Genomic DNA, 26,324 nt, shown 5'->3' with positions numbered 1-26,324 from the left:
TCTTTGAAACGGTAGTTATAAAATTCAGTATTCTTGTTATAAAATTCGGGTAAATAAAAAAGCTCCCGAAAATAATTCCGGAAGCTTTTCTATATTTTATCTCGCTATTGCAGCGGATTGAGCCGATTTTAAATGATAAAATCTAAGTCTTATTTCTATAATTTAAACTCAAGTTTCACATTGAAGAAACGTCCTGTAAGACGTACCGGAACCGGATATATATTCGTATTGGCTGAATTATAATCCGTGATCCACTGGTTAGCAACCGTGTTATTGATATTAAACGCATTGAACACCTGAACTCCTAATGAAAGCTCCTGGAAGTTCCCCCAGAAACCGGATCTGTTCTTTTTATCCTTCGGATCAATAAATACTTTCGTTAATCCTATATCTACCCTTTTATACGACGGTAGTGTTTTCTGGAATTTGTAGGCAGAATTGAAATCAGGCTGACCGTTGCTGTCAAACATAACAGGCGCCCCAGTTGGTAATCCCATCGCATATACCAAAGTAAGGTTTACTCTCATCGACGGAAACTGCGGCATATAATCCTGATAGAACATCGCAAATCTTAACCTTTGATCTGTAGGTCTCGGAATATCTCCTTTACCGTTTATATTCTCATATACTCTTGCATAACTCGCAGAAAGCCAAGAATCTACTCCCGGAACAAATTCACCAAACAATCTCGTATCAATACCATACGCATAACCTTTAGCATTATTCTCTCCGGAATAACGGATCCTTACATTGTCCATATAATACGGAATCAGGTTATCCATTTTCTTGTAGTAAAGCTCCGTAGTCAGTTTAAACGGTCTGTCATACATCTGGAATTCATAATCATTGGCAAGAATCACCTGCATAGAACGCTGTGACTTGATATTGGAGTTGAAATTCCCGTCAAGGTCTTTAATCTCTTTATAGAAAGGAGACTGATAATAGATCCCTGCCGAAAGTTTGAACAACATATCGGTATCCCATTCCGGTTTTATGGCGAACTGAACTCTCGGAGAGAATATGGTTTCTTTATTGAAACTCCAGTTGGCAACACGTACACCGGCATTCAAGAATACTTTACTGGATCCCCAGTAGAATTTCTGTGAATACTGAGCATAAGCCGACAGCCTTGAAGGCTCAATATTGTTTTGCCCGGCAATATAATAAGCCAGTTTAAGGTCTCCTGTAGCCCCGGTTCTCGGATCGATAACCTCAGGTCTTGGGATGCTGTATCCTGCAGAGTCTACCAGTTTCCATTCGTTGGTATTATCCTTTAGGGTTTCTTTCTCGTATTTGAACCCTACTTCAATATCCGTATTGACATTGGGTGAAAATTTTGCTCTGAACTGAGTTCCATACGTTCTTACAAACAAATCATTTCTTGCATGCTCGATCTGTCCGCCCATATCGTATGAAGCAACAGGTTCCTGTGTTTTAGGATCGAAAGTCTGCAATTCATAAGCTGACTGTATGGTATAATATTCTTTTTCCCTGTTCTGATAGGCAAAAGCATCCAATGTAAGTTTCCATTGGTCTGCCGGCTTATAATTCATGGAAAAAGTCCCCATCATGTTTTTGTACTGATCATTCTCTTTCCCTCCATATCCTATATTTACAGTAATAGGCTGCTGAAGGCTTCCGAATGTTACACTTTTCTGTCTGGGAATCATCTCATAATCATTCTTGGAATAATATCCGATGAATGACATAGAGAACTTGTCATTAACATGATAATTAAGGTAAGACTGGAAATCCCAATAAGTAGGGTTAAAATCTGTATCTTCCTTTAAGGTATTAAGAACAAGGTTCGTATTCCTGTATCTACCTGAGAATAAAGCGGTTAATTTTTTGTTTTTTGAAGCCAGCCCTGTTGTAAGCCTGCCTCCGATTAAACTTGCTTCTCCTGAAACTTCAAATTTTTCAGGCTCACGGTAATAGATATTTAAAGCAGAAGACATTTTATCACCATACTTGGCTTCAAAACCTCCTGCTGAGAAATTCACGGAAGACACCATATCCGGATTGATGATACTCATCCCTTCCTGTTGAGAGTTTCTGATCAGGAAAGGTCTGTAGATCTCAATATCATTGATGTAGATAAGGTTTTCATCATAGTTTCCACCACGAACCATATATTGGGAAGACAGCTCAGTATTGGAGTTTACGGAAGGAAGTGTTTTAAGCAATCCTTCAATTCCTCCACTTATAGTAGCGACTCCTTTCGCATCCTTTGCTGAGATTTTGACATTGGTGATGTCATTTGTTTTTCCTGTTGCTTTTTTCTGGAAGACTACTTCCTCTATATCGGTTACTTTAGTGGTCGCTGTATCCTTTTTTCTATGTTGGGAGAAAATCAGTACAGGGACCATAAGGCTTAGCGGTAAAACTAGTTTTTTCAAAAGAAATATTTTAGAATTTCTAAAATTAATGTTTTTTTAACAATTACAAAATCGATTCTCTAATTCTTGTTAATTTTTGTAATAAATCTTCTAATAAATCCAGTCTTAACATATTCGCTCCATCAGATAATGCAGTTTCAGGGGTAGGATGCGTTTCTATGAAAATACCATCTGCTCCTACAGCAATTCCTGCTTTGGCAACGGTTTCAATAAGATCCGGTCTTCCGCCTGTCACTCCTGAACTTTGGTTCGGCTGCTGTAAAGAGTGGGTAACATCCAAAATAACCGGTGCATATTCTCTCATCGTAGGAATTCCTCTGTAATCCACGATAAGATCTGTATATCCGAAAGAATTTCCTCTCTCAATGATTGCTACTTTCTGGTTATCAGAATCTGTTACCTTCTGAACAGCAAACTTCATCGCTTCCGGAGAAAGGAACTGTCCTTTTTTCAAAGTCACACATTTTCCTGTTTTAGCAGCTGCCACTAAAAGGTCAGTCTGACGTACCAAAAACGCAGGAATCTGCAATACATCAACATATTGTGCCGCCAATGCTGCATGCTCATTCTCATGAATATCCGTAGTAGTAGGAATATTGAACGTCTCGCCTACTTTTTTAAGAATTTCCAGTGATTTCTCTTCTCCAATGGTTGTAAAAGAGTCAACACGGCTTCTGTTCGCCTTTTTGAAACTTCCTTTGAAAATATAAGGGATATTATACTTGTCTGTAATATTGATCACCTTCTCAGCAATTCTCAGCGCCATATCTTCCCCTTCAATAATACAAGGTCCGGCAATAAGGAAAAAGTTCTTTGAGTCTTTGTGCTGAATGTTATCTAAATATTGAATCATTTTTGTTGTAATTAAAAAGTTCAGTAAAAATACTGAGAAAGTTTCAGAAATGGAAATTATTTGAGGAGAGACTAAGGTTTAAGAGAAGATAACCTTCCTATTTAGTTCAGGTACATTTTATTGATTAATTTTTGGTTGAAATTCATTGAGTATTCAGTAATACAATTTTCCGGTATTTTTCAATACCCATTCTGTCATTTTGAAAGAATCAGCACATTGTATGTTAAAATATAGGATTAGATTTTGAATTGGAATGATAAAGATGACGCATACATTAGATTTTGGCTAAAGCCAATGGAATTTTCGTGAAAGAAGAACGAGCTAAAGCCCGTTCCTATTGAATGATATACCCAGTTTACCATTCTGAAAAAGATCTAACATTCCATGTTAAAATATTAGATTAGATTCTTAACCGGAATGATAAGGATGACACACATATTAGATTTCGGCTAAAGCCAATGGAATTGTGATAAAAAAAGACGGGCTAAAGCCCGTCCCTATTAAATGATATACCCACATAGTAGTAGTAGTAGTAGTAGTAGTAGTATATCATATTTTTATTGATGTATTATAATAAAATCTACCCCATCTTATTCAAAACCTTCTCGAATGTATTGATGTTCCTGCTGGTCATCTGATCCTTCAGGCTCTTCTTTCCTAAAACTTTTCCAAAGGTAGAATCTAAAGTATTTCCCTTGGGAACCTGCCAATAAAAGAGATCATTCACAATTTCTGCTTTTTCATTTTCTGCCTGGGTTGCTTTTTGAAACTCCTCCATCAGAACTTTTTCTACTCCCGGCATTCCTACAAAACCATAAATATGGAAATCGTTATTCTTTTCAAAAGGAATACTGTTCCAGAAGAGTTCTGTTTCTTCCTGAGACCTGATAAACAAAAAAGCTTCATAGAAAAAATGTTCTGACATCGCTTTTTCCAGCAGGGTCTTTAGGTCTTCAGCATTTTTGTCTGAAGAAAAAACAATATTTCCGGAAGCCAGAATAGAACTCACCTCCATCATTCCGGCATCTTTAAAGACCTGACAGACTTCGGCCATTTTCATATTGGTTCCTTTTACATTAACGCCGCGGAGAAAAGCACAGTATTTCATAGTTAGGTTGTAGTTTTTAGATAATAGGTTGCAGGGGTTGGGTTTGAAGGTTTGAGACTATTAGAGTGAAAGCGTTGTTAGCGCCTTGTTTCCCTATTTTTTTAAACTTTGTATTTTTTAATCTTTTAATCAACTCTAATGTACAGATTATAATCTGTTCCTGAAGGCTTCAGATGATAGATTTTTTCAAGAATCTTGTTGTTACTGTTCAGGTGATCTTTTACCCTGAATTCCTTCAGCAGTTTATAATGGGTTTTATAGTACTCTGCATTTTTCCCTTCATCTAAATTCTGATACGAAAGCAGGTATTTGGGCTTTCTTGTTTTCACCGTATTGATCCAGTAGTTCACTTTATCTTTTTTGATTTCTGTCTGAATCTGTTTATCTACCAAACCTACCTCATCTATTGTTTTTAATCCTGAAAAATAAGGGATATATCCGGCAGGCTCCAGTAAGATCCATTGATTTTTGTCTTTTTCGTATTGATTTAAAAAGGTTCCGATGGTTCTTCGGTAATTCCATTCTCCGTTACCTGTAGCAATGGAATGAACAGTCTGGAATGCCAGCATCGGAAGAATATATATTCCCACAAGCAGGGATAGCCATAAGGTTCTTTTCTCTTTCTGCTCCAGTACAAAAATAAGAACCGGAACGAAAAGCAAAAGCTGTGGCACCCAGTAATACCAGTCGAATAAACTTTTCTGAGAAAGAAAAATAAGCTGTTTGGTCCATCCGAAAATGAAAATGATCCATAAAAAATAGTTTCTGCTCCCTCTCTGTCTGATCAGATAAATAAAACAAAGAAGTTCAAAAATCAGGACAACGATCGTAAACGGATTGAAATCTCCCGGAAGTTTCAGCATTCCCCAGAAGTTCCCGAAACTCTTAAAGAAGTAATGAATATGCTGTTGGAAAGTAAAGTTTTCTTCATAAAGCAATTTTTTGGCAGTAATGGTATTATTGACCACTTCTCCAAAATAGAACCAGTTGAAAGCCAATGTTGATAATATTCCCAATACTCCACCCAATACATAATTCCATCTGATTTTTTTGTTCCAGAATGTATCTACAAGAAATGTGATGCCTAAGAATATGACGGTATCAACTCTTGTAAACATGATCAAAACCGGAAGAAGAGTCAATACCCATTTCTTTCCTTTATGAAATCCGTAATACAGCAATGCCATTTCCAGAAAGAACAGAAGTCCGTATTCCATTCCAAGTATTGAAATCTTAATGGATGGCGGCAGGATACCGATCAAAAATATAAAAAGAGCCTTATGCCACGGATTTTTAAGAACCAGATGGGAAAGAAATAATGTTCCTATGGTAAACAGAATAGAATTAAAAATCAAAAGAGGTTCTATAAAGTTGTCTTTACCAAAAATCAGGTTGAAAATATAAGACACAAAAACGTACAGATGAGTGGTAGATGCTGAAATTTTAGTATCTCCGTTGAAGCCGATCACTCCATAGTCCAATAGATTCTGAGCAACTCTCCAGGTAATAAATGCATCTTCCTGGATATAGTGCGTCAATAAAAAAAGAAGTTTGAAAAGAACCGTAATGATGACGGCATAGATTGGGAATTTGCTATTTTGTGCTTCAGCCATTATGTATTTTTAGTTTCACAAATATAATCTTAATATTCAGGATTCCCAATAATAAAAAAACGGAACCGAAGTCCCGTTTTTAAATGTATTTTATTGTGTTGCTTTGATGATTGCTGAAGTGATCTGATTTTCTTTTTCTTTAGAGTAAGTAGAATCAAAAGGCTCCATCACATCAAATAAGTACTGATAGAATGGCGTGATCTTTTGAACTTCTTCAGATTCTTTCATCGCTTTCTCTTTGCCCATCTGCTGAAGATCTTTTACAAATGCATTGAACTTCTTATCGATCGGCTCAATGGATTTTACCAGATAAGCATACGCTTTTTCTTTCTGGCCAATCTTTGTATAAGCATCCGTAACAGCCGCTACAACAAGAGAATATTCCATTGGTTTTGTTCTCATCTGTCTTCTCAAGTAGCTTTGGTCTGCTTTAGAAAGGCTTTGATAATAATCATATTCTTCAAAGATTCCTTTTTTAAGCACTTCTGCCAGCTGAAGACCTTTCTGCTCCTGCCCTGCAATAATGTATCCTGATACAATAGAGCTTAATGAACGGGGATCATTGTATTTCTCTGCCGGAATTTCCTTAGCTGCAAGATCCAATATTTCTAATGCTTTCGCTTTCTGTCCGCTCAATGCCAGAGCTGCTGCTGCTCTGCTTGCTGACATTCTATAGCTGATGATATTAGAAGTAGCGGTTTCATCAAAGTGAGCATTCAGATCTTTAAAATTACCCCATCTGAAGTTTTTCACTACATTATAAAGGTGGTTGGCATCTACTCTTCCCATATCTCCGTCTGCTGATGGCAGGGTCTGGATTGGAATCAATCTGTAGCTGAAGCCGTCAAACTGAAGATAATCGTTAAGGTAGAAAATATTTTCACTGTCGTAAATACCTCCTGAGGAGAAGTTAATTGGACGTTTCCAGTCGAAATTTGCCAATAAATCCATCAGGATCAGGTTGTTTTTATACAATGTATTTCCTTTGTAAGTAATCATGATCTGATTAGCAACATTTGGAAGGTCAGCCTGATTGATGATTCCTGCTTTTAAAGCATTTTCCTTATTTACCGGAAGAATGAATTTGTTTACCGGAAGAATGTTGTATTTCTCATATTTCTCTTCTCCGAAGTACATTTTCAACAACTGATCTTTTTCAGGAGATTTGAATTTGATGAAATTGATTGCCTCTTTCAAAGTCAATGAATCCTGAGTAAGATACTTTCTGAACGCCTGGAATTCCGTATCAGGAACACCCTGCTCTTTCAGCATAGAGAATACTCCTTCCCAGTCTTCTTTCTTCATCATATAGATCTGGTCGTTTACTCCGTCTCTATAATCTTCATGCGTCAACTGACTAGGAATTCCCATTGCATTATACGTTCTTCTTTTTACCTGATCAAGGTTCCAAGGAGTTGATGCAAGAGTAAAGTTAACCACTTTCACATCGTCTCTGAATCTTTCAGTCTCCTGGATCGCCCAAACCGGATAAGTATCATTATCTCCGTAAACGAATAAAATTCCGTCCTTCGGTAGTGATTTCAGCACTGAATAAGCATAGTCGTATGCTGTATATCTGTTGCTTCTGTCGTGAACATTATAGTTCTGGAAGCCCATCATAAAAGGTACTCCCAACAATACAACTCCTAAAGCGATATTCGCACCGTTGGATTTGATTTTAGACTGTAAGAACCACAGAATAGCTCCTGCACCTAATCCGATCCAGATGGAAAAAGCATAGAAAGAGCCTACCATTGCATAATCTCTTTCTCTTGGTTCGAAAGGTTTTACTCCTGTATAGAAAATAATTCCTACACTGGTTATGATAAATAAAGATAATAAAGCATAGAATCTTCCGAAATCTCTGTTCAGTTGGAAAAAGAAACCGATCAATCCTAAAATTAATGGAAGGAAGAAGAATTTAACCGTACTTTCATTTTTAAATTTAGCAGGCATTTTATCCTGATTTCCTACAATAACATTATCGATAAAAGGAATTCCGGAAATCCAGTTTCCTTTTGTGCTTTCCATGTTTCCTTCAAGATCGTTCTGTCTTCCTACAAAGTTCCACATCAAATATCTTACAAAATAATATCCGTTCTGGAAAGAAATGAAGTAATCCATATTCTGAAGTAAAGAAGGCTTCTGAACATTGATCAGGTTATAAGGTTTTACTTTCAGATAATCTGAAGCGGTAATCGACTTATCTTCATATTTTGCTCTCAATTCGTCAAAGATCTGCTTAGCCTGTGGGTTGTCTGCCACATCTTCATTTCCATAGTTGAATGTAAAATCAGGAGCACCATACATTGAAATATAGTTAGCCATTACGTCTTTGTCCTCATTGAACATTCTCGGCATTAAGCTTATCTGAGACTTGTTGAAAACATAGTTGAAACGGTCTCCCGTTTTTCTGTAAGTTCCGGTTTTTTCATCTTTTTCGTAGATTTCTCCGGTCTTTTTTGTTTTAAAGCTTCCGTCCTCATTCTTTTCAATTCCATTCGCATCAAGGAATGCAGTGTAGTTCTGTCCGTAGATTGTTGGCCAGTCCCCGTACTGCTCTCTGTTGTAATAATCCAACATTCCAATCGCCGTATCAGGGTCGTTAAGGTTCATTGGTGGATTAGCATTCGCTCTGATCGGAATGACCATCCAGCAAGAGAAACCGATGATCATATACACTACAGATAGTGCTATGGTCTGGTACAGATTTCTTTTTGTTTTTCTGGCATATCTGATGATGAAGTAGCAGATTGCAGCCATCAGAATAAATGCAGCAATCGTTCCTGAGTGGAAAGGAAGTCCAAGACCATTTACAAAGAAAATTTCCAGTCTTCCGAACATCGTCATGATCAACGGGAAAATAATTTTGAATACAACGATCAGAATTCCCAGCGTAATAAGGTTAGCCCAGATAAAGTTTTTCCAGGTAAACTTATAGTTTCTTGCGTAGTATACCAGACATACTGCAGGTGTTGCCAGCATACACATCATGTGTACTCCCACAGAAAGTCCCAAAACGAAGAAAATAAGGATAATCCATCTTTCACTGTCGGCCGCTTTGTACTCATTTTCCCATTTTGTGATCAACCAGACCAAAAGAGCGATAAACATGGAAGCCATTGAATAAACCTCTCCTTCTACGGCAGAAAACCAGAATGTATCTGAGAAGGTGAAGCAAAGTGCTCCTATTGCTCCTGCAAACAAAATAGAGATTTCCTGGTGTTTGGTGATTTCTTCAAAATCTTTGTTTAAGAGTCGTCTTACAAAGTGCGTGATCGTCCAAAACAAAAATAAAATCGTCAGCGCACTGAACAATGCAGACATCGCATTAATTACGATGGAGTAATTTTCGCCTTTCCCTAATGCAAAAATGGCTGCCACGGCACCCACTATCTGGAATAAAGCCGCTCCGGGAGCGTGCGTTACTTCAAGTTTTACTGCAGAAGAAATGTACTCGCCACAATCCCAAAAACTGAAATTGGGTTCTATGGTGGACAAGTACGTGAAAAACGCAATGACGAAAATCACCCATCCTAAAACGGTGTTCCATTGCCTAAAAGTCCAATTTTTCATAGTATTAAATCAATTATGCGAAAATAAGGCTTTTATATTATTTTATGCGGGTTTTAACAAAATTTAAAAATTTTGGAATGGTATTTGCGACTATAGTCGTGTTAAAACTGTAAATGCCAAAATAGATTTTTACTGAAACACGCCTAGAAATCAAACAAAAGTTTAGTAATTATTTATTTTTTTGTATTTTTGCAGTCAGATTTTTATTGAAAATAACAAATAATGAGTAATGTTTACGATAATATTCTTGGCCTAATAGGACACACTCCTATGGTGAAGCTAAATACTGTTACAAAAGATATTCCAGCAACCGTTTATGCCAAGTTAGAATCATATAATCCTGGACATTCCACCAAAGACCGAATCGCACTTCATATTATAGAGAACGCAGAGAAAAAAGGCTTATTGAAAGAAGATTCCGTAGTTGTAGAAACTACTTCCGGAAACACAGGGTTTTCTATTGCAATGGTATGTATCATTAAGGGATATAAATGTATTCTTGCAGTAAGTGACAAGACAAAGCCTGAGAAAATTGCTTATCTTAAAGCATTGGGAGCTACTGTTTATATATGTCCTGCCAATGTACCGGCGGATGATCCAAGATCCTATTATGAAGTGGCGAAAAGAATCGCTTTGGAAACTCCTAATTCTATTTACATCAATCAGTACTTTAATGAACTGAATATTGATGCCCATTATCAGACTACAGGTCCTGAAATCTGGGAACAGACAGAAGGTAAGATCACTCACCTTTTTGCATGTACAGGAACAGGAGGTACCCTATCAGGTTCAGCGAAGTTTTTAAAGGAAAAGAATCCGGATATTAAAATTATCGGGGTGGATGCAGACGGATCAATATTAAAAAGCTATCACGAGACAGGAGAAATCCACAAAGAAGATGTACATCCTTACCAAATTGAAGGAATGGGTAAAAACCTTATCCCTGCTGCTCTCCTTTTCGACAAAGTAGATGAGTTTGTAAGGGTAAATGATGAAATGTCAGCCTACAGAACCCGTGAGATTGCATTGAAAGAAGCGATCATGGGTGGGTATACTACTGGAGCAGTTACCCAGGGATTGATGCAATATGCACAGTCTCACAATCTGACTCAGGACGACGTCATTGTTTTGATCTATCCGGACCACGGTTCAAGATACATCACCAAAGTCTACAGTGATAAATGGATGGCTGAACAGGGATTTGTCAACAACTGTGTTCACAACTACGACGAAGTTTTCAAAACAGAGTTTATCAAATAAGAACAATTAAAATCACGATATAATAAAGCCTTTTGCGTGTTCTACAAGAAAGGCTTTTTTACTTAAAAATTACGATACAATGTTGGATATTTTTGAAAGAATAAAAGAAAATCCAGGACCTCTTGGACAATTTGCAGATTACGGTGAAGGCTATTTTATTTTCCCAAGACTAGAGGGACCTATCGGCCCGAGAATGCAGTTCCAGGGTAGAGAAGTAATTTTCTGGAGTGCCAATGACTATTTAGGATTGTGTAATCATCCTGAAGTAAAGCAAGCGGATGCGCAAGCGGCTGCAGAATATGGAATGTTCTATCCAATGGGAGCAAGAGCAATGTCTGGAGAGACAGATCAGCACCTTCAGTTAGAAAGAGAATTGGCAGACTTCGTACAAAAAGAATCAGCATATTTATTGAATTTCGGTTATCAGGGAATGGTATCTACCATTGATGCGCTGGTAAGCAGAAACGACGTTATTGTTTATGATATGGATTCTCATGCCTGCATCGTGGATGGGGTAAGACTTCATTCAGGTAAAAGATTTACCTACAAGCACAACGATATGGCCAGTCTTGAGAAAAACCTTCAGAGAGCGACTAAAGTAGCTGAAGAAACAGGAGGAGGTATCCTTGTGATTACGGAAGGGGTTTTCGGGATGAGAGGACAACAGGGAAAACTGAAAGAGATCTGCGATCTTAAATCAAAATATAATTTCAGACTTTTGGTAGATGATGCCCATGGTTTCGGGACACTTGGTAAAACAGGTGCCGGAGCTGGTGAAGAGCAAGGCTGCCAGGATCAGATTGATGTATACTTCTCTACTTTCGCCAAATCAATGGCTGGTTTCGGAGCATTCCTTGCGGGTGACAAAGAAATCATCAGATACCTGAAATTCAACCTTAGATCACAGATCTTCGCAAAATCTCTTACGATGCCAATGGTAATCGGAGGATTGAAGAGACTTGAGCTGTTGAGAACAAGACCGGAGATCAAAGCTAAACTTTGGGAAAACGTTTATAAACTACAAAACGGATTAAGAGACAGAGGATTCAATATTGGTGATACCAATACCTGTGTAACTCCGGTAATGATGCAGGGAACTCCTGTAGAAGCTACTCTATTGGTAAAAGACCTGAGAGAGAATTACGGAATCTTTACTTCGGTGGTAGTATATCCTGTCATCCCGAAAGGAATGATCCTTCTAAGGTTAATTCCTACCGCTTCTCATACAGATGCTGAGATCAACGAAACTCTCGCAGCGTTTGAAGCCATTCATGATAAATTAGTAGGTGGTTACTATAAAGAGCAGGAACAACTGATCCTGCAGGAACAGGGATTAAGTTTTAAACCGATTTAATCTTCAAGATAAGAAAAACCACTGATTGATTCAGTGGTTTTTTATTTTAAAAACTATAATACTATAAAAGCAAATGAAACTCAGAGGGTATATATTAGGCATTTTGTCGGCTGTTTCATATGGGTTGATTCCGATTTTTATTCTGCCGATCAAGCAGGCTCATTTTTCAATGGACATCACTCTGTTTTACAGATTCTTCTTTTCAGCCATCATGGTGGGTGGGTATTTGATCTATTCCCGGCAAAACTTCAGAATCAATAAAAAAGAAGCGCTGATACTGGCTATTCTGGGAATATGCTATGCCCTTTCTTCAGAATTTCTTTTTTTGGGGTATGATTTTCTGACCCCGGGAATTGCCTCTACCGTTTTATTTATCTATCCGGTGATCGTGGCGCTGATCATGTTTTTCTTTTATAAGGAAAGACTAACCCGGTTATCTGTATTTTCATTACTTCTTGCTTTTGCAGGAGTCATTGTTTTATGCTTAAAAGGAAACGGACTGGAGATTAATTTTGCAGGATTGGGAATTGTGATGCTCAGTTCTCTATTTTATGCCCTTTATATGGTGATCGTCAACAAATCGAATCTTAAGGTATCAGGATTTAAGCTTACTTTTTTCTCTATGCTTTTTACGTCTATGTTTTTTATGACAAAAGCCGTTATAGGACATGAATCATTTGCTATTCCCTCGATGTCTATCTTTTTAAACTTCCTTGTTTTTGCTTTTCTTACCACAGTTATTTCCAGTCTGTGTCTGGTGTATGCTATCAAAAATATCGGTTCTACACCGGTTGCTATTTTAGGAGCGCTGGAGCCGGTAGTCGCTGTAATGGTAAGTGTATTAATGTTTAATGAGAAGTTTACCACCAATCTTTTAATAGGAATCACGCTGATTCTTTTAGGGGTTATTCTGAATGTTATTGGCGACCGAAAGAAAAAAATAAGCCATATTTAAAAATATATAACAAAGCCGGACTTATTGATGAGTCCGGCTTTGTTATGATAGGTAATAATCATCTCAGCTATTTACAATTTTGACTTAGCTTCCGAAAGGGTTACCGTTTTTCCCAATGCTCCAAATTCATTCAAATCTCCAAAAACTTCAATACGAATGGACTGATCGATCCCTCCTACTCTTAAAGGATCAAACCCTGCATTTCTCACAACCTCTTCAATATCATTATTGATGTCGGCATCATCAGAAGCATAAAACAGGACTGCTTTATCAGGACTTCCGTTAGAAGCTCCGGAAAGGCTTTCCGCACCCAGAGTTCCAAATGCTTTTACCAATTTTGCTCCTTTTGGAAAAACTGCTCTGTTAAGCTCTCCGGCAGATTCCCTTTCTCCGATAATTTTTTTAAATCCACCACTGCCATCCGGAGCAATAGGATTGGATACATCAACAATAATCTTATCTTGTAAAAGATCCCCATGATCATTAAAGAAATCTTTAAAGGCCCCAAACCAAATTGCCGGAATAATAATATCAGCCGCCATGATCGCCTGATCGATGTTCATACTCTGTGCCAGCCCTCCGGATTGTTGAGTAAACTCTTGTGATTCTTCATTGTTTCTGGTAGCAACAATTACTTCATGATGATTATGAATTAAATTTCCCGCAATTGCTTTTCCGATATTTCCAAGGCCAATGACAGCCACTTTTTTAGATGTTTCCATTTCTTTTAATTTTAATTATTTATTTAAGTCAAAATTAGCAGGAAAACACACCAGCTAACGATAAACAAGTTTAAGAAATCACCTTACCATTTGGTAAGATCAAATATGAAACTAGTTTAATGCTGGCAAGAACAGGAATCAGTTTTTTATTCTTTTTTGCCTGATTTTACTGAGGAATTGTGGGGTAATTCCCAGGTAGGAAGCAATCTGGGTATTAGGAAGCCTGTTGGCAAGCTGAGGATATTGCTTGATAAAAAATTCATATTTCTCCTCTCCGGTAGCGCTTATATTTTGCAGAACTCTGTTTTGAAGCTCAATAAATTTATTCTCAATGATTACCCTGAAATTTCTGTCAAACTTGGGATAATAAGTATACAGAAACCAAAGGTCATTTTTTTCGATCTGCAGTACAACAGAATTTTCCAAAGCTACAATATGTAATTTGCTGGGCTTTTTATTATGAAAACTATCGATGTCTACCACCCAGTCATTCTCTGCTGCAAACTGGAGATTATGCTCTTCCCCGTTCTGATCCGTATTATACATTTTCAAACACCCGGAAACAACGAAAGTATAATACAGACATACTTCACCCTCCTGTAAAATAAACTGCTTTCGTTTTATCCTCCTTTCAACAAATCTTTCATTCAATACATCAATCTCTTTCGCTGAAAGAGGGATATAGCTTTTAAAATACTCAATAAGTGGTATTGTTTCTTTTGGCATTGCAGGTGGATATATGAATACTGTTTTTCCAAACATGTAATTAATGAATAAATCGTTATGAAAAGATATTAAAAAAAAGCTCCTATTCACAAAAATTTAAAATTAAATAATTCACTATAAATCAAACTAATAAGACAGTTGTTGATTTGAAATAATCTTTACTAATTTAAAAAAGATACAAAAAGGATCAAAATACAACAATTTAAAGAACTTATTTATACCCATTAAATAATTGAAAACATATTTGGGTTCTTGGCTTAACAAAATTTATATGCTTATATTGCGTGTATATCCATCATTACATCCTTATTTATTAAAAGGAAAAAGTACAACACAAAGTTTATGAAAGAACTACATCAGCTTACAAAAGATCAGTTATACAGTTTACTTATACATCAATCAGAACATTTTTATTCTATCGTTTCAGCAGCATTGGAGTTTAATTTATTTGGAAATCAATCTTTGGATGAAGAAGACCTTTCTGAATTTCTGGAAATGTTAGACCCGGAAACTGCGGAAAAAATAAAAGAAGCTTCTTTACAAACAGACGATGATGAAATTCCTAAAATTGTCCTCGCAGAAAGCAAAAGTTCAACATCTCTTGATATTGTAACAGCTAGCGGAGAAGGATATAAAGTAGTTGTATTTGATCAGGGTATTGAACTTTCAGGAAATCTTTTTGTCGAAGACTATATTGTTCTTATTGTTATTGGAAGTATAAAAGCAAAAAATATAATTGTCAATGGCTCGCTATACTGCTCCGGAAACGTTTCCTGCGATATATTATTTGGAGCATCCGGCAACGATAATGAAACCCATTCCGAAGGGAATATCACCTCTACCCTGATTGCTGAAAACGGACATTACACCGTGGCTGAAGGAAGCATAAATTCCCAATATTTAATAAGTCTTCATAATGAAATAACAGGAAATTCAGGAAGAAATATTGAAAAAATCATTTTAGATGGTTCCAACGAAGCAGAATTCTTATGTCCTGAAATTTTAGATCAACACGGCTATTTTGATGAAGTATCTTTTCTCAATTTCATCAGTAATAATCCGCCCGAGGCTGTATTCAAATGATTTTTCTAATTCAATAGAAATGGAAAATATGATTTAATGCTAAATCATAATGATTCAGATTTTTCTGTAAACGCAAAGTTTTTATTTTGATACTGCTATATTTCGAGGAAGCAAAGAGGGAATCAATTTCATTGATTCTTATTAAGCGTATGCATAGCCACTTCGCTCCATCAGATCGATTAAAAATCGATCCTCTCTTAGCACCCTTAAAAAGATAAAATAGGCAAGATAAAACTTTGCGTCAAAAAACAATCTATCCAAATTATACAACACTTTAACATAAGCTATTTATTTTCACTTTATCTGCAAACTCCCTGGGATCTGCAAGAAAAATTATTCTCTAATACAGATAGCCGAATTTTGTCCTGTTTATAATCAGGGTAAAAAATTTTTTTCTGAAAAAACTTTAGAATAACTTTGCAAAAAATTTCTGTTGAAAGACCTGCTTCTTATTACCCCGCCTTTTACCCAGCTTAACACTCCTTATCCTGCTACCGCTTATATTAAAGGATTTTTAAATACCAAAAATATTTCCGGTTATCAGCTTGATTTGGGAATTGATGTTATTCTGGAATTGTTTTCAAAGGAAGGAATGCAGAAGGTTTTCAGCAAAAAAACTGATCTTCAGAATGCCTCTGAAAATTCCCAGCGAATATTTGCTTTACGGGAAGAATATCTTAAAACAATCGATCAGGTTATTCCTTTTTTGCAAGGGAAAAGCCCTACGCTGGCAAGGCAGATCTGCAGTATGAATTTTCTTCCGGAAGCCTCCCGTTTCAACCAACTGGATGATATGGAGTTTGCTTTTGGAAATATGGGACTGCAAGATAAAGCAAAGCACTTGGCAACGCTTTATTTAGAAGATATTTCGGATTATATTGTTGAGAATATTGATGCCGACTTCGGTTTCAGCAGATATGCAGAACGTCTTGGAAAAAGTGCCAATTCTTTTGATGAATTATATGCTAAACTATCCGGAGCAGAAACTTTTATCGATGAATTTACTTTAAAAATTCTCCATGAAAAAATAGAAACTGTTCAGCCTAAATTGGTTTGTTTTTCAATACCTTTTCCAGGAAACCTGTACTCTGGTTTTAAATGTGCACAGTTTATCAAAAAGCATTATCCACACATTAAAATTGCAATGGGTGGTGGTTTTCCAAACACAGAACTTAGAGAAATCAAAGATCAGAGAGTATTTGAATTTTTTGATTTTATAACATTAGATGACGGTGAAGTTCCTCTCGAACTTCTATGTGAAAATATTCTTCATCCTGAGCAGAATGAAGAACCTCAGTACAAAAGAACTTTTTTACTTGAAAATCAGGAGGTCGTTTATAAAAATAATTCCAAAAGACACGATTATAAACAATCAGATATTGGAACTCCGGATTATACGGATTTAAAACTGGATCAATACATTTCCGTGATTGAAATCGCTAACCCTATGCACAGTTTATGGAGTGATGGCAGATGGAACAAGCTGACCATGGCCCACGGATGCTATTGGGGAAAATGTACTTTTTGCGACATTTCTTTAGACTACATCAAAATCTACGAACCTATTTCTGCTAAAATTCTGGTGGATCGGATTGAAGAACTGATCAGAACAACAGGTGAAACAGGATTCCATTTTGTAGATGAAGCTGCCCCTCCTGCATTGATGCGGGAAGTGGCTCTGGAAATCCTCCGAAGAAATCTGGTGGTAACCTGGTGGACGAATATCCGTTTTGAAAAAAGTTTCACCCGCGACTTATGCTACCTTCTTAAACTTTCAGGATGCGTCGCAGTTTCCGGTGGTCTTGAAGTAGCCAGCGACCGATTATTGAAATTGATTGATAAAGGGGTTTCCGTAGAACAGGTTGCCAATGTAACAAGAAATTTTACAGAAGCAGGAATTATGGTTCATGCCTATCTGATGTATGGCTACCCTACCCAAACCATTCAGGAAACCGTAGACTCGTTAGAAATGGTTCGTCAACTTTTTGAGATGGGAGTTCTCCAAAGCGGATTCTGGCATCAGTTTGCCATGACTGCCCATTCGCCTGTTGGAATGAGTCCGGAAGATTTCGGGGTTGTTCCGGTAAAGCAGGAAATACAGTTTGCCAACAATGATATTGACTTCAAAGATAAAACCGGAATTGATCATAACAAATTCAGCTTCGGACTGAAAAAATCTCTTTTCAATTATATGCACGGAATTAATTTTGAACTCCCTCTTCAGGAATGGTTCGATTTTAAAATTCCGAGAACAACTATTCACCCGGACTATATTCACGACTGTCTTCTGGAAGATGATCAGTTTAATCTTAAGCTCAACTCAAAAGTGATTTTTTTAACCAAAAATGTAATCGCTGAGAATCGCATAAAAAATAAAAAGAAATATTCTGGTACGTATACGCTTCTTACATTCCACTTAAAAACCAATATTGTGAAGGTAGAACTGGAAGAAGACAAAGCTCAATGGCTGATAAAAGCTCTGAATGAAAATGCTATTGAAAATCAGAAAAAGCCTACTATTCAGCAACTTAAAAATCAATTTGAAGAAAATTTTGAGGATTTTGAGCTATTCTGGTACTCAAAACCAATGCAACAATTGAGAGAAAATGGCGTGATTTTAAGTTTATAAAAATTTTAGCGTTTTTCCCAGGGATTTTTTAAATAATAGGGTTTTCTGTGAATTGTGGTGTTTTTTGATAGATAAATTCTCTTTTACAAGATTTTAGTCTCTCACGGATTGCGCGGATATTGGTTTTAAAGAAAATTTTTCATTTTGTAAGAATTGATATAAAATATTTCAAAAATTATAAGCTGGATTTCTTGGGAATGAAAAAGATGATCAATAAAAATTGATGATAGAATAGAGTTTCGGAATTTTATTTATATTATTTTAAGTTTTGGCTAAAGCCAGTGGAATTGGTTCTATATTTTAAATGGGCTAAAGCCCGTTTCTATTGAAAAGAATAGTGAGCTTAAATGCTTATTATCTACCACCTACCTATACTGATTCTTCAAACCTAGTTGCATACTTTTTCATTCTGTAAGAATCTATACAAAGTATTTCAAAAAATTACAACCTGAATTCTTTCGGTGTAAAAATGCCGTTAATAAAAGTTGATAATAAAATAAGGTTTCGAAATTTATTTATATTATTTTAGGTTTTGGCTAAAGCCAATAAAATGATTGTTTATTTTAAACGGGCTAAAGCCCGTTTCTATTGAAAAAATAGTGAGGAATTGATGACAAAATAAAGTCTCGGAATTTTATTTATATTATTCTTAGGTTTTGGCTAAAGCCAATGGAATTGGTTCTATATTTTAAAAGGGCTAAAGCCCGCTTCTATTGAAAAAATGCAGAAATTAACTATACGGATTATTATATAAACCTGAATGTATACCTTTCATTCTGTAGGAATAATAACTCGTTGCGCTGGTTTTAATTAGGCGTCTCTTTTGTTACCGTACCTACTGATACCTTCTCCTGAATTTTTATAAAATTTGGATCCATGATAGCCATACGTTCTACAAGAGCTTTATAAGTAGGAAACTTTAGAATAGAGGCTCTTCCGGACATTTCTTTGTAGATCGTAAAAGACTTTCCTCCTGCAGTTTTCAATTGTTTGGTCGTTGTAATATACCTTCCGATAAGCTTGCTTTTAGCATCATAGATCTCAATATCTATAGGCGTTTTATCCATAATGGTATCTTCCGAGCCAAAGCTTACCGGCAGATTCGTAAAATACCCTACGGGAACTCCATTGCTTAGAATTTCACCCACTTTATTAACTTCGATATTCAGCTTATCGATCTTCTTTCTGATGGTATAAGCTTCTTTGGTCTTCGTATCCAGCTTTCTTTTCGGAACATTGGAAAAAAGTTCGTCAAGGTTTTTTACATTGATTCCTTTATTGTCAATAATTTTAAGGTCTTTCACCGAGGTAAAAACTGCTGATTTTTCTTCTCCGGAAAATGCAGAGGGAGAACTGTAATCCACTTCAATGATTTTATCTCTGTTGTACACTCTGTTGATGCTGATATAGCTGTCTCTTACAGAATCTACAATACTTTTATCAATAAATTTTATAGTGTACAGTGGAGTCTCTTTCAGATCCATAAACGTATATTCGCTGGATTTATAGGAAAGCTTGGCCACCGGAATTCCATCCAGGTTGATAACTCCTCTTTTGGTTTTGATGTTCTGGGCATTAAGGAAAACTCCCAGTAGTGTAAAGAAAATGATTGTACCGATCTTCATAGAATCATGACTTATACATAAATAAAAAAAGTGTAACACAAAGTTACACTTTCTTGAAAATATATTTAGCTTTTCATTTAATTATTCGCAAAGGATAATTCCTTTGTTATGATTAAATTCTACAACACCGCTCTTGATAGAATATGAAAAAACTGAGTCTTTATCATTTTCTTTGGTTAGGTTTTTAGCATAAGCTTCGTCTACAGAGTTTGTAAAAAGCTTTACTTTCCCACCAATTAAAGAAGAAACGATTCCTGCGTGGTTTTTCATGATGTGGAATTCACCATTTTTTCCAGGCAATAATACAGAGTTTACTTCTCCTTCAAAAACTACATATTCCGGTGTTAATATTTTTATATTCATTTTAATTTAGATTTGAAGATTTCAGATTTCAGATTTCAGACAACGTAAAGTCTCATGTCTGGTATCTGGCATCTTGTGTCTAATTTATTAAGCGTTTTCAGCTAACATTTTTTGTCCTGCTTCGATAGCTTCCTCGATGGTTCCTTTCAAGTTGAAAGCAGCTTCTGGTAAGTGATCTAATTCACCATCCATAATCATGTTGAATCCTTTGATCGTATCTTTGATATCTACTAATGATCCTGGAATACCTGTAAACTGTTCTGCTACGTGGAAAGGCTGAGATAAGAATCTCTGAACTTTTCTTGCACGGTAAACAACTGATTTATCTTCTTCAGAAAGTTCTTCCATACCAAGAATCGCGATAATATCTTGAAGTGACTTATATCTTTGAAGAATTTCTTTTACTCTTTGAGCACAGTTGTAGTGATCGTGACCAATAACTTCCGGAGAAAGGATTCTTGAAGTAGATGCCAATGGATCTACCGCTGGGTAAATACCTAATGAAGCAATCTTTCTGTCCAATACCGTAGTTGCATCCAAGTGAGCAAACGTTGTTGCAGGAGCCGGGTCAGTTAAGTCATCCGCAGGTACGTATACCGCCTGTACTGAAGTAATTGAACCGTTTTTAGTTGAAGTAATTCTTTCCTGCATCGCACCCATTTCAGAAGCAAGAGTTGGTTGGTAACCTACCGCTGATGGCATACGACCAAGAAGTGCAGATACCTCAGAACCAGCCTGTGTAAAACGGAAGATGTTGTCTACGAAGAAAAGTACGTCTCTACCTTGTCCGCTTTCTCCACCGTCTCTGTAGTACTCAGCTAATGTAAGACCAGAAAGGGCTACTCTCGCTCTTGCACCTGGCGGCTCGTTCATCTGTCCGAATACGAATGCTGCTTTAGAATCTTTCATAGCCTCTAGGTCTACTTTAGAAAGATCCCAACCTCCATTTTCCATAGAGTGCATGAAATCATCACCATATTTGATAATTCCTGATTCTAACATCTCTCTCAAAAGGTCATTTCCTTCTCTCGTTCTTTCACCTACTCCAGCGAAAACAGAAAGACCTCCGTGTCCTTTTGCAATATTGTTAATCAACTCCTGAATCAATACAGTTTTACCTACACCAGCACCACCGAACAATCCAATTTTACCTCCTTTTGCGTAAGGCTCAACTAAGTCGATTACTTTAATACCTGTAAATAAAACTTCTGCTGAAGTTGATAATTGATCAAATTTTGGAGCTGGTCTGTGAATTGGAAGACCACCTTCCTTAGAAATATCTTGAAGTCCGTCGATAGCATCACCAACAACGTTGAATAGTCTTCCGTTTACAGCCTCTCCGATTGGCATAGTAATAGGATTTCCGTATCCGATTACATCTTGACCTCTCTTAAGACCGTCAGTAGCGTCCATTGCAATACATCTTACTGTATCTTCGCCAATATGTTGTTCTACCTCTAAAACTACTTTTTCACCGTTTTCTTTTGTAATTTCTAACGCGTCATAGATTGCAGGAACTGCTTCCACATCTGTGAAGACAACGTCGATTACCGGACCAATAATTTGAGAAATTTTACCTTTAATTTGGTTTGCCATTGCTAAATTTTTTCTTGGTGCAAATATAGTGATTCTTCATAAACCCGCAATTGGTAAAAAAAAGATTTTTATCATACTTTTTGGAAAGCGATCAGGTATTAGGATTTAGAGGCTGGAAGGGCTATTCAAATATTATTTTTATAGCTTTTATAGACTTTAAATAGATATATTCTTATACCTTAGGATATTATTTTCAAATTTTCTCATTTTCAAATTTTCAAATTCCCTCTCCTACATTCAAAATAAAGGCTTTATATTTGCAATCAAAATTTTTCCGTTTTGAAAGTTTTCAAGAATTTTACAGATTATTCCTCTCAAAAGCCTTTAGCACTGTCTTTGGGTATGTTTGACGGAGTACATCTCGGGCATAAGAGTATTATTGATGAATTGATCAATGTGGGCACAGAAAATAATCTGGAAACTGCAATTCTTACTTTCTGGCCTCATCCAAGGTTTGTTTTTAATCCCAATGAAGATTTAAAGCTTCTGAACACGATTGAGGAAAAGAAGGAGCTGATTCAAAAATATAATATTGACAATCTTTTTCTGAAGGAGTTTGATGAGGAATTCAGAAACCTGACCGGAGAAGAGTTTGTACGTCAGATTTTGGTTGATAAGCTTAATGTAAAGTACCTTATTATAGGATACGATCATTCTTTCGGAAAAAATAAAAGCGGAAATTTTGAGCTTCTTCAAAAACTGTCTAAAGAACTTGATTTTGAAGTAGAACAAATGGAAGCGATCAATATCCATGAAAATAATATCAGCTCAACAAAGGTTCGTAATGCTCTTTTAACCGGGAATATTAAAGATGCCAATGAAATGCTGGGGTATCCCTACTCCGTATCAGGCACAGTGGTTCACGGAAAGAAGATCGGAAGAACGATTGGCTACCCTACCGCCAATATTGATACGGAATCGATTAAGCTTTTACCTAAAAAAGGAGCCTATATCGTGGAAGTACTAGTAAAAGGAAATCAATACAAAGGAATGCTGAGTATTGGAACCAACCCTACGGTAAATGGAGAAAAATTAACGGTTGAAGTGTATATTCTGGATTTTGATGACGATATTTACGATGAAAAAATAACCGTCAGGTTCAGAGATTTCCTTCATGATGAAATTAAATTTGAAGGTTTGGAAAAACTGATTGAAAGGCTGGACGAAGATAAACGATTAACAGAAGAATTCAATTTTTAAAAGATAAAAATAAGGCTATTCATTACCGAATAGCCTTTTTCATTTTTATTTCAAAGTCTTTACGTAGATCTTCTGGGTCTCGTTATTCAATTTTACATTAGGGAATGCTTTATCGTGATCAATAAATATATCTCCTTTTTCATTAGCTTTACCATTACCATCAGAATCCCATTCGGTCGCAATATAATATTTCACTCCATGAGTTGGTTTTGGGTTGATTTTGCTTTCTGCATCCGCAGGTACCGGAAAATCAATAGTAAAAGGAATTGATTTCTGCTCGTATTCATGTTCGGCAATTAAAGTAGCAGGAGCATCTGCTAAATTTTCATCAACTCCGTACAGACTTACCTTCAGTTTGGCATTTTTAATAGTAAAATTGTCTGTTCCTGAAAATTCTAATTTAAGATTGCCAGGCACTGTTTCTGAAGTTGTATTTTCTGTTGCAGTTGTAGAAGTGCTGGATTTAGGTTCCGGCTGGTTTTTCTTTTCTGGTTTGGTACAGCTTGATAGCATCAGCGTACCGGCTGCCATGAATAATAAAAGGTGATTTCGCATTGGTATTATATTTAGGGTTAGATATTTCACTGATAACAGATAACAAATTCCGTACCTTAATCTACCTTATTTACTGAGAATCATTCACTGCATTCTGAGCTTTTTTGGTCAGAGATTTAAAAACCAGGTCATAGGATTGATCAATAAGTTTAAAGATCAGCTCTCTTTTTAAGCCGTCTACCATTACTGAATTCCAATGGGTTTTATTCATATGGTAGGCCCCTGTGATCTGAGGATGCTGCTCACGAAGCTCCGCACTCCATTCCGGATCTGTCTTTACATTGATGGATAGTGGCTGTTTCTCCAGTGCCATCAATAAAAACATTTTGGTATCTACTTTCAGTACAAGCGTTTCATTATCAAAAGGAAAACTTTCTGTAACTCCTTTTTTTGCAAGACAATAATCTAATATTTCGTTAGCATCCATAGTTTTTTAGTAATGTGATAAAAGGTAATTGATGTTTAAAGTATTCTTTTATCTTTTATCTTTTATCTTTTATCTTTTATCTTTTAATCAAATTTAGTAAATTTAAGAAAGAAATCATCATCCCCTCAAACCCCATTATTATGAAAGCTTTGGTAATCGGTGCTACAGGCGCTACAGGAAAGGATTTAGTCAATCAATTACTCAATGATAAAGATTTTGAAGAAGTCGATATTTTTGTGAGAAAACCTGTTGATATTCAAAATGACAGGCTTAAAGTTCATGTGGTGAATTTTGAAAAGCCTGAAGAGTGGAAAGGAATGGTAAAGGGAGATGTTGCATTTTCGTGTCTGGGAACCACTTTAAAGGATGCCGGAAGTAAGGAAGCCCAGCGAAAAGTAGACTTTGACTACCAATATGAATTTGCCAAAGCGGCTAAGGAAAATGAAGTGGAGGATTATATTCTGGTATCTGCTTATGGGGCCAGCCCGGACTCCAGGATTTTTTATTCTAAAATGAAAGGTGAACTGGAAGAAGCTGTAAAGCAGTTACATTTCAATAAAATAACCATTTTCAAACCGGGTATGCTGGAGAGAAAAGATTCTGAAAGAACCGGTGAAGTTCTGGGCAGCCGGATCATCAAATTTGCCAATAAACTTGGATTGCTGGAAAGCCAGAAGCCTTTACCGACCAATATCCTGGCAAAAGCAATGATTAATTCTTCTAAAATAAAAAGTAACGGCTACTCGAGTATCAAGCTTGGAAATATTTTCTGTTTTGCAGAAAAAGTTATTGGAGACTAGCATCTAAAAGACACAGATTTCAGATTCATGATAACTACTCTAAACGCTTCGACTCCGCTCAGCGTGACATTTCTAATACCTGATGGATCATGAAACAGTCATGTTGAGCGGAGTCGAAAGGTAATAAGTCTATGCTTATTTTTTATTTTTATTTCAAATGCTTTGTAATCGCTTCGCTTGTTGGCTTGGTCGTACTTACATAGGTATCGATCAGTTTTCCGTTTTCATCGATCAGAAATTTGGTAAAGTTCCAAAGGATCGTTGTATTTTTTACCCCGTTCAGTTCCTGTTCTGTAAGGTATTTGAAAATAGGTGCCATATCATCTCCTTTCACGGAAACTTTCGCTGCCATTGGGAAGGTTACCCCATAGTTTTTCTGGCAAAATGCGCCAATTTCAGTATTGGTTCCCGGCTCCTGTCCGCCGAAGTTATTGGCAGGAAATCCTACCACTACCAATTTATCTTTATACTCTTCGTATACTTTTTCAAGGTCAGCATACTGTGGAGTAAACCCACATTCTGAAGCTGTATTGACGATCAGGATCTTCTTTCCTTTAAAATCAGCAAAATTGATTTCCTTACCATCCAGGCTTTCTACGGTAAAGTCATATATTGTTTTTCCCATAAGTTCTTTGGTTTTAGCTTTAGAGATTTCACTTTTTTGGTTTGTGCAGCTTTGTAAAAACGTTATAAAGGAAAGCAGCAGTAAAAAAACATTTTTCATTTTTTATCAATTTTATGCAGCATATGCTACCGTTGAATTAAAATTTAAAAATATTGGCAGGAAAGACCTTGTTAACATCCACTTTATTAAGGATCATAACATAGTCTCCATCTTTCTTAGGGCTCGAAGATTCAATTCTGAAAGGCATTACCACATTTCCTACTTTTTTGTAGTCGGAATATACCAGTGTTTCATCTTTTTTGACCTCCTTTAAAAGCATATAAGTCTTTGTATCAAAATAGTACATGTTCTTATTGACATTCTTGGTAAGCTCCACTTTATGACAGTAGATCTCTCCCACTTTTTCTTTTCCCAGATATTTGGCCTCAAAACCTTTGTTTTCCCAATCAATAAAGTCGTTATCAAAACTTTCCGGTACATATTCAGCATATTCCTGAAGTTTATTGGTTGCATAATTCATTGCATACCCTTTGGTTCCGTCAAATCCTTCAATGGCGGTTTCTTTTCCACCGGTTGTAATCAGAGTTTTGGTAAGATTCGGACGCTGCTGATAAATTTTTATCGGATATTCATCTTTGATTCCCAGCACCACTTTTCCCTGAAGGAATACTGAATTTAAAAGTTTCCAACTGGTTAACCCTCCGGATAATTCAATATTTTTATCTATAATTTCTTTTGCGGTCTGTGCAAATGTCAAATGTGAAAATATCAGTCCGAATACTAATAGTAACTTCTTCATTAATTTTATTTATAAATTCAAATATAGGGGGATTTATGCAGAATTGCAAAAAGGTG

At 36.4% G+C, this 26,324-nt stretch carries 21 protein-coding genes; 7 read left to right on the top strand and 14 right to left on the bottom strand.

Annotated elements, in window-relative coordinates; translation table 11 throughout:
* Nucleotides 1-155: 155 nt before the first annotated feature.
* From AC106K_RS05605 to AC106K_RS05585, 5 genes are all read right to left on the bottom strand, one after another.
* The gene (locus AC106K_RS05605; RefSeq protein WP_482443646.1) at nt 156-2,399 is read right to left on the bottom strand and encodes a TonB-dependent receptor plug domain-containing protein; all 2,244 of its coding nucleotides are present in this window, start codon (nt 2,397-2,399) and stop codon (nt 156-158) included.
* A gap of 43 nt (nt 2,400-2,442) precedes the next feature.
* The gene (gene kdsA, locus AC106K_RS05600; RefSeq protein WP_047095820.1) at nt 2,443-3,252 is read right to left on the bottom strand and encodes a 3-deoxy-8-phosphooctulonate synthase; all 810 of its coding nucleotides are present in this window, start codon (nt 3,250-3,252) and stop codon (nt 2,443-2,445) included.
* A 580-nt stretch (nt 3,253-3,832) separates the two neighbouring features.
* Nucleotides 3,833-4,360 carry a DUF1697 domain-containing protein gene (locus tag AC106K_RS05595; protein WP_482443645.1) on the bottom strand — a complete coding sequence of 176 codons (528 nt, stop codon included), beginning with the start codon at nt 4,358-4,360 and terminating at the stop codon, nt 3,833-3,835.
* A 125-nt stretch (nt 4,361-4,485) separates the two neighbouring features.
* A complete protein-coding gene (locus AC106K_RS05590; RefSeq protein WP_482443644.1) occupies nt 4,486-5,973 on the bottom strand; it encodes a hypothetical protein in 1,488 nt (495 codons plus the stop codon).
* Nucleotides 5,974-6,063: 90 nt separating this feature from the next.
* Nucleotides 6,064-9,549: a glycosyltransferase family 117 protein gene (locus AC106K_RS05585; protein WP_482443643.1), complete on the bottom strand. Its 3,486-nt coding sequence runs from the start codon at nt 9,547-9,549 to the stop codon at nt 6,064-6,066.
* A gap of 222 nt (nt 9,550-9,771) precedes the next feature.
* Between AC106K_RS05585 and AC106K_RS05580 the strand changes: the two genes are divergently transcribed.
* The 3 genes from AC106K_RS05580 to AC106K_RS05570 all read left to right on the top strand — a co-directional run bounded on the left by AC106K_RS05580 (nt 9,772) and on the right by AC106K_RS05570 (nt 13,118).
* Complete coding sequence (locus AC106K_RS05580; protein ID WP_482443642.1) at nt 9,772-10,809, top strand: PLP-dependent cysteine synthase family protein; 1,038 nt, start codon at nt 9,772-9,774, stop codon at nt 10,807-10,809.
* Nucleotides 10,810-10,891: 82 nt separating this feature from the next.
* Nucleotides 10,892-12,163: an aminotransferase class I/II-fold pyridoxal phosphate-dependent enzyme gene (locus AC106K_RS05575; RefSeq protein WP_482444742.1), complete on the top strand. Its 1,272-nt coding sequence runs from the start codon at nt 10,892-10,894 to the stop codon at nt 12,161-12,163.
* Between the two features lie 73 nt (nt 12,164-12,236).
* A complete protein-coding gene (locus AC106K_RS05570; RefSeq protein WP_482443641.1) occupies nt 12,237-13,118 on the top strand; it encodes a DMT family transporter in 882 nt (293 codons plus the stop codon).
* A 71-nt stretch (nt 13,119-13,189) separates the two neighbouring features.
* Here the strand turns inward: AC106K_RS05570 and AC106K_RS05565 are convergent, their stop codons facing one another.
* Complete coding sequence (locus AC106K_RS05565) at nt 13,190-13,840, bottom strand: NADPH-dependent F420 reductase (protein ID WP_482443640.1); 651 nt, start codon at nt 13,838-13,840, stop codon at nt 13,190-13,192.
* A 138-nt stretch (nt 13,841-13,978) separates the two neighbouring features.
* The gene (locus AC106K_RS05560) at nt 13,979-14,566 is read right to left on the bottom strand and encodes a Crp/Fnr family transcriptional regulator (protein WP_482443639.1); all 588 of its coding nucleotides are present in this window, start codon (nt 14,564-14,566) and stop codon (nt 13,979-13,981) included.
* Between the two features lie 342 nt (nt 14,567-14,908).
* Between AC106K_RS05560 and AC106K_RS05555 the strand changes: the two genes are divergently transcribed.
* Complete coding sequence (locus AC106K_RS05555; RefSeq protein WP_482443638.1) at nt 14,909-15,649, top strand: hypothetical protein; 741 nt, start codon at nt 14,909-14,911, stop codon at nt 15,647-15,649.
* A gap of 433 nt (nt 15,650-16,082) precedes the next feature.
* A complete protein-coding gene (locus AC106K_RS05550; protein WP_482443637.1) occupies nt 16,083-18,278 on the top strand; it encodes a B12-binding domain-containing radical SAM protein in 2,196 nt (731 codons plus the stop codon).
* Nucleotides 18,279-19,084: 806 nt separating this feature from the next.
* On the opposite strand, the gene AC106K_RS05545 is transcribed toward AC106K_RS05550, so the two are convergent.
* The 3 genes from AC106K_RS05545 to atpD all read right to left on the bottom strand — a co-directional run bounded on the left by AC106K_RS05545 (nt 19,085) and on the right by atpD (nt 21,862).
* A complete protein-coding gene (locus AC106K_RS05545) occupies nt 19,085-19,903 on the bottom strand; it encodes a hypothetical protein (RefSeq protein WP_482443636.1) in 819 nt (272 codons plus the stop codon).
* Between the two features lie 81 nt (nt 19,904-19,984).
* Entirely contained in the window at nt 19,985-20,266 is a 282-nt protein-coding gene (locus AC106K_RS05540) for a FoF1 ATP synthase subunit delta/epsilon (RefSeq protein ID WP_047095802.1), read from the bottom strand.
* 87 nt (nt 20,267-20,353) lie between these two features.
* Entirely contained in the window at nt 20,354-21,862 is a 1,509-nt protein-coding gene (atpD, locus tag AC106K_RS05535; RefSeq protein ID WP_185290552.1) for a F0F1 ATP synthase subunit beta, read from the bottom strand.
* Between the two features lie 279 nt (nt 21,863-22,141).
* Here atpD and AC106K_RS05530 point away from each other — a divergent pair, with 279 nt between their 5' ends.
* Nucleotides 22,142-23,062 carry a bifunctional riboflavin kinase/FAD synthetase gene (locus AC106K_RS05530; RefSeq protein ID WP_482443635.1) on the top strand — a complete coding sequence of 307 codons (921 nt, stop codon included), beginning with the start codon at nt 22,142-22,144 and terminating at the stop codon, nt 23,060-23,062.
* A 45-nt stretch (nt 23,063-23,107) separates the two neighbouring features.
* Here the strand turns inward: AC106K_RS05530 and AC106K_RS05525 are convergent, their stop codons facing one another.
* Together AC106K_RS05525 and AC106K_RS05520 are read right to left on the bottom strand one after the other, a co-directional pair.
* Entirely contained in the window at nt 23,108-23,617 is a 510-nt protein-coding gene (locus AC106K_RS05525) for a hypothetical protein (RefSeq protein WP_482443634.1), read from the bottom strand.
* A 70-nt stretch (nt 23,618-23,687) separates the two neighbouring features.
* On the bottom strand, nt 23,688-24,044 hold the full coding sequence (locus AC106K_RS05520; protein WP_482443633.1) for an MmcQ/YjbR family DNA-binding protein: 357 nt from the start codon (nt 24,042-24,044) through the stop codon (nt 23,688-23,690).
* A 140-nt stretch (nt 24,045-24,184) separates the two neighbouring features.
* Between AC106K_RS05520 and AC106K_RS05515 the strand changes: the two genes are divergently transcribed.
* Complete coding sequence (locus AC106K_RS05515) at nt 24,185-24,844, top strand: NAD(P)H-binding protein (RefSeq protein ID WP_482443632.1); 660 nt, start codon at nt 24,185-24,187, stop codon at nt 24,842-24,844.
* A 148-nt stretch (nt 24,845-24,992) separates the two neighbouring features.
* Here the strand turns inward: AC106K_RS05515 and AC106K_RS05510 are convergent, their stop codons facing one another.
* Both AC106K_RS05510 and AC106K_RS05505 read right to left on the bottom strand, forming a co-directional pair.
* Nucleotides 24,993-25,568, bottom strand: coding sequence for a glutathione peroxidase (locus tag AC106K_RS05510; RefSeq protein WP_482443631.1), 576 nt, complete (start codon nt 25,566-25,568; stop codon nt 24,993-24,995).
* 37 nt (nt 25,569-25,605) lie between these two features.
* Complete coding sequence (locus AC106K_RS05505) at nt 25,606-26,268, bottom strand: histidine kinase (protein WP_482443630.1); 663 nt, start codon at nt 26,266-26,268, stop codon at nt 25,606-25,608.
* Nucleotides 26,269-26,324: the final 56 nt, after the last annotated feature.

This window comes from Chryseobacterium sp. FR048 (assembly GCF_056844665.1).
Note: the sequence above shows the minus strand (reverse complement) of the source record. Positions and strands in the feature narration are given on the sequence as shown.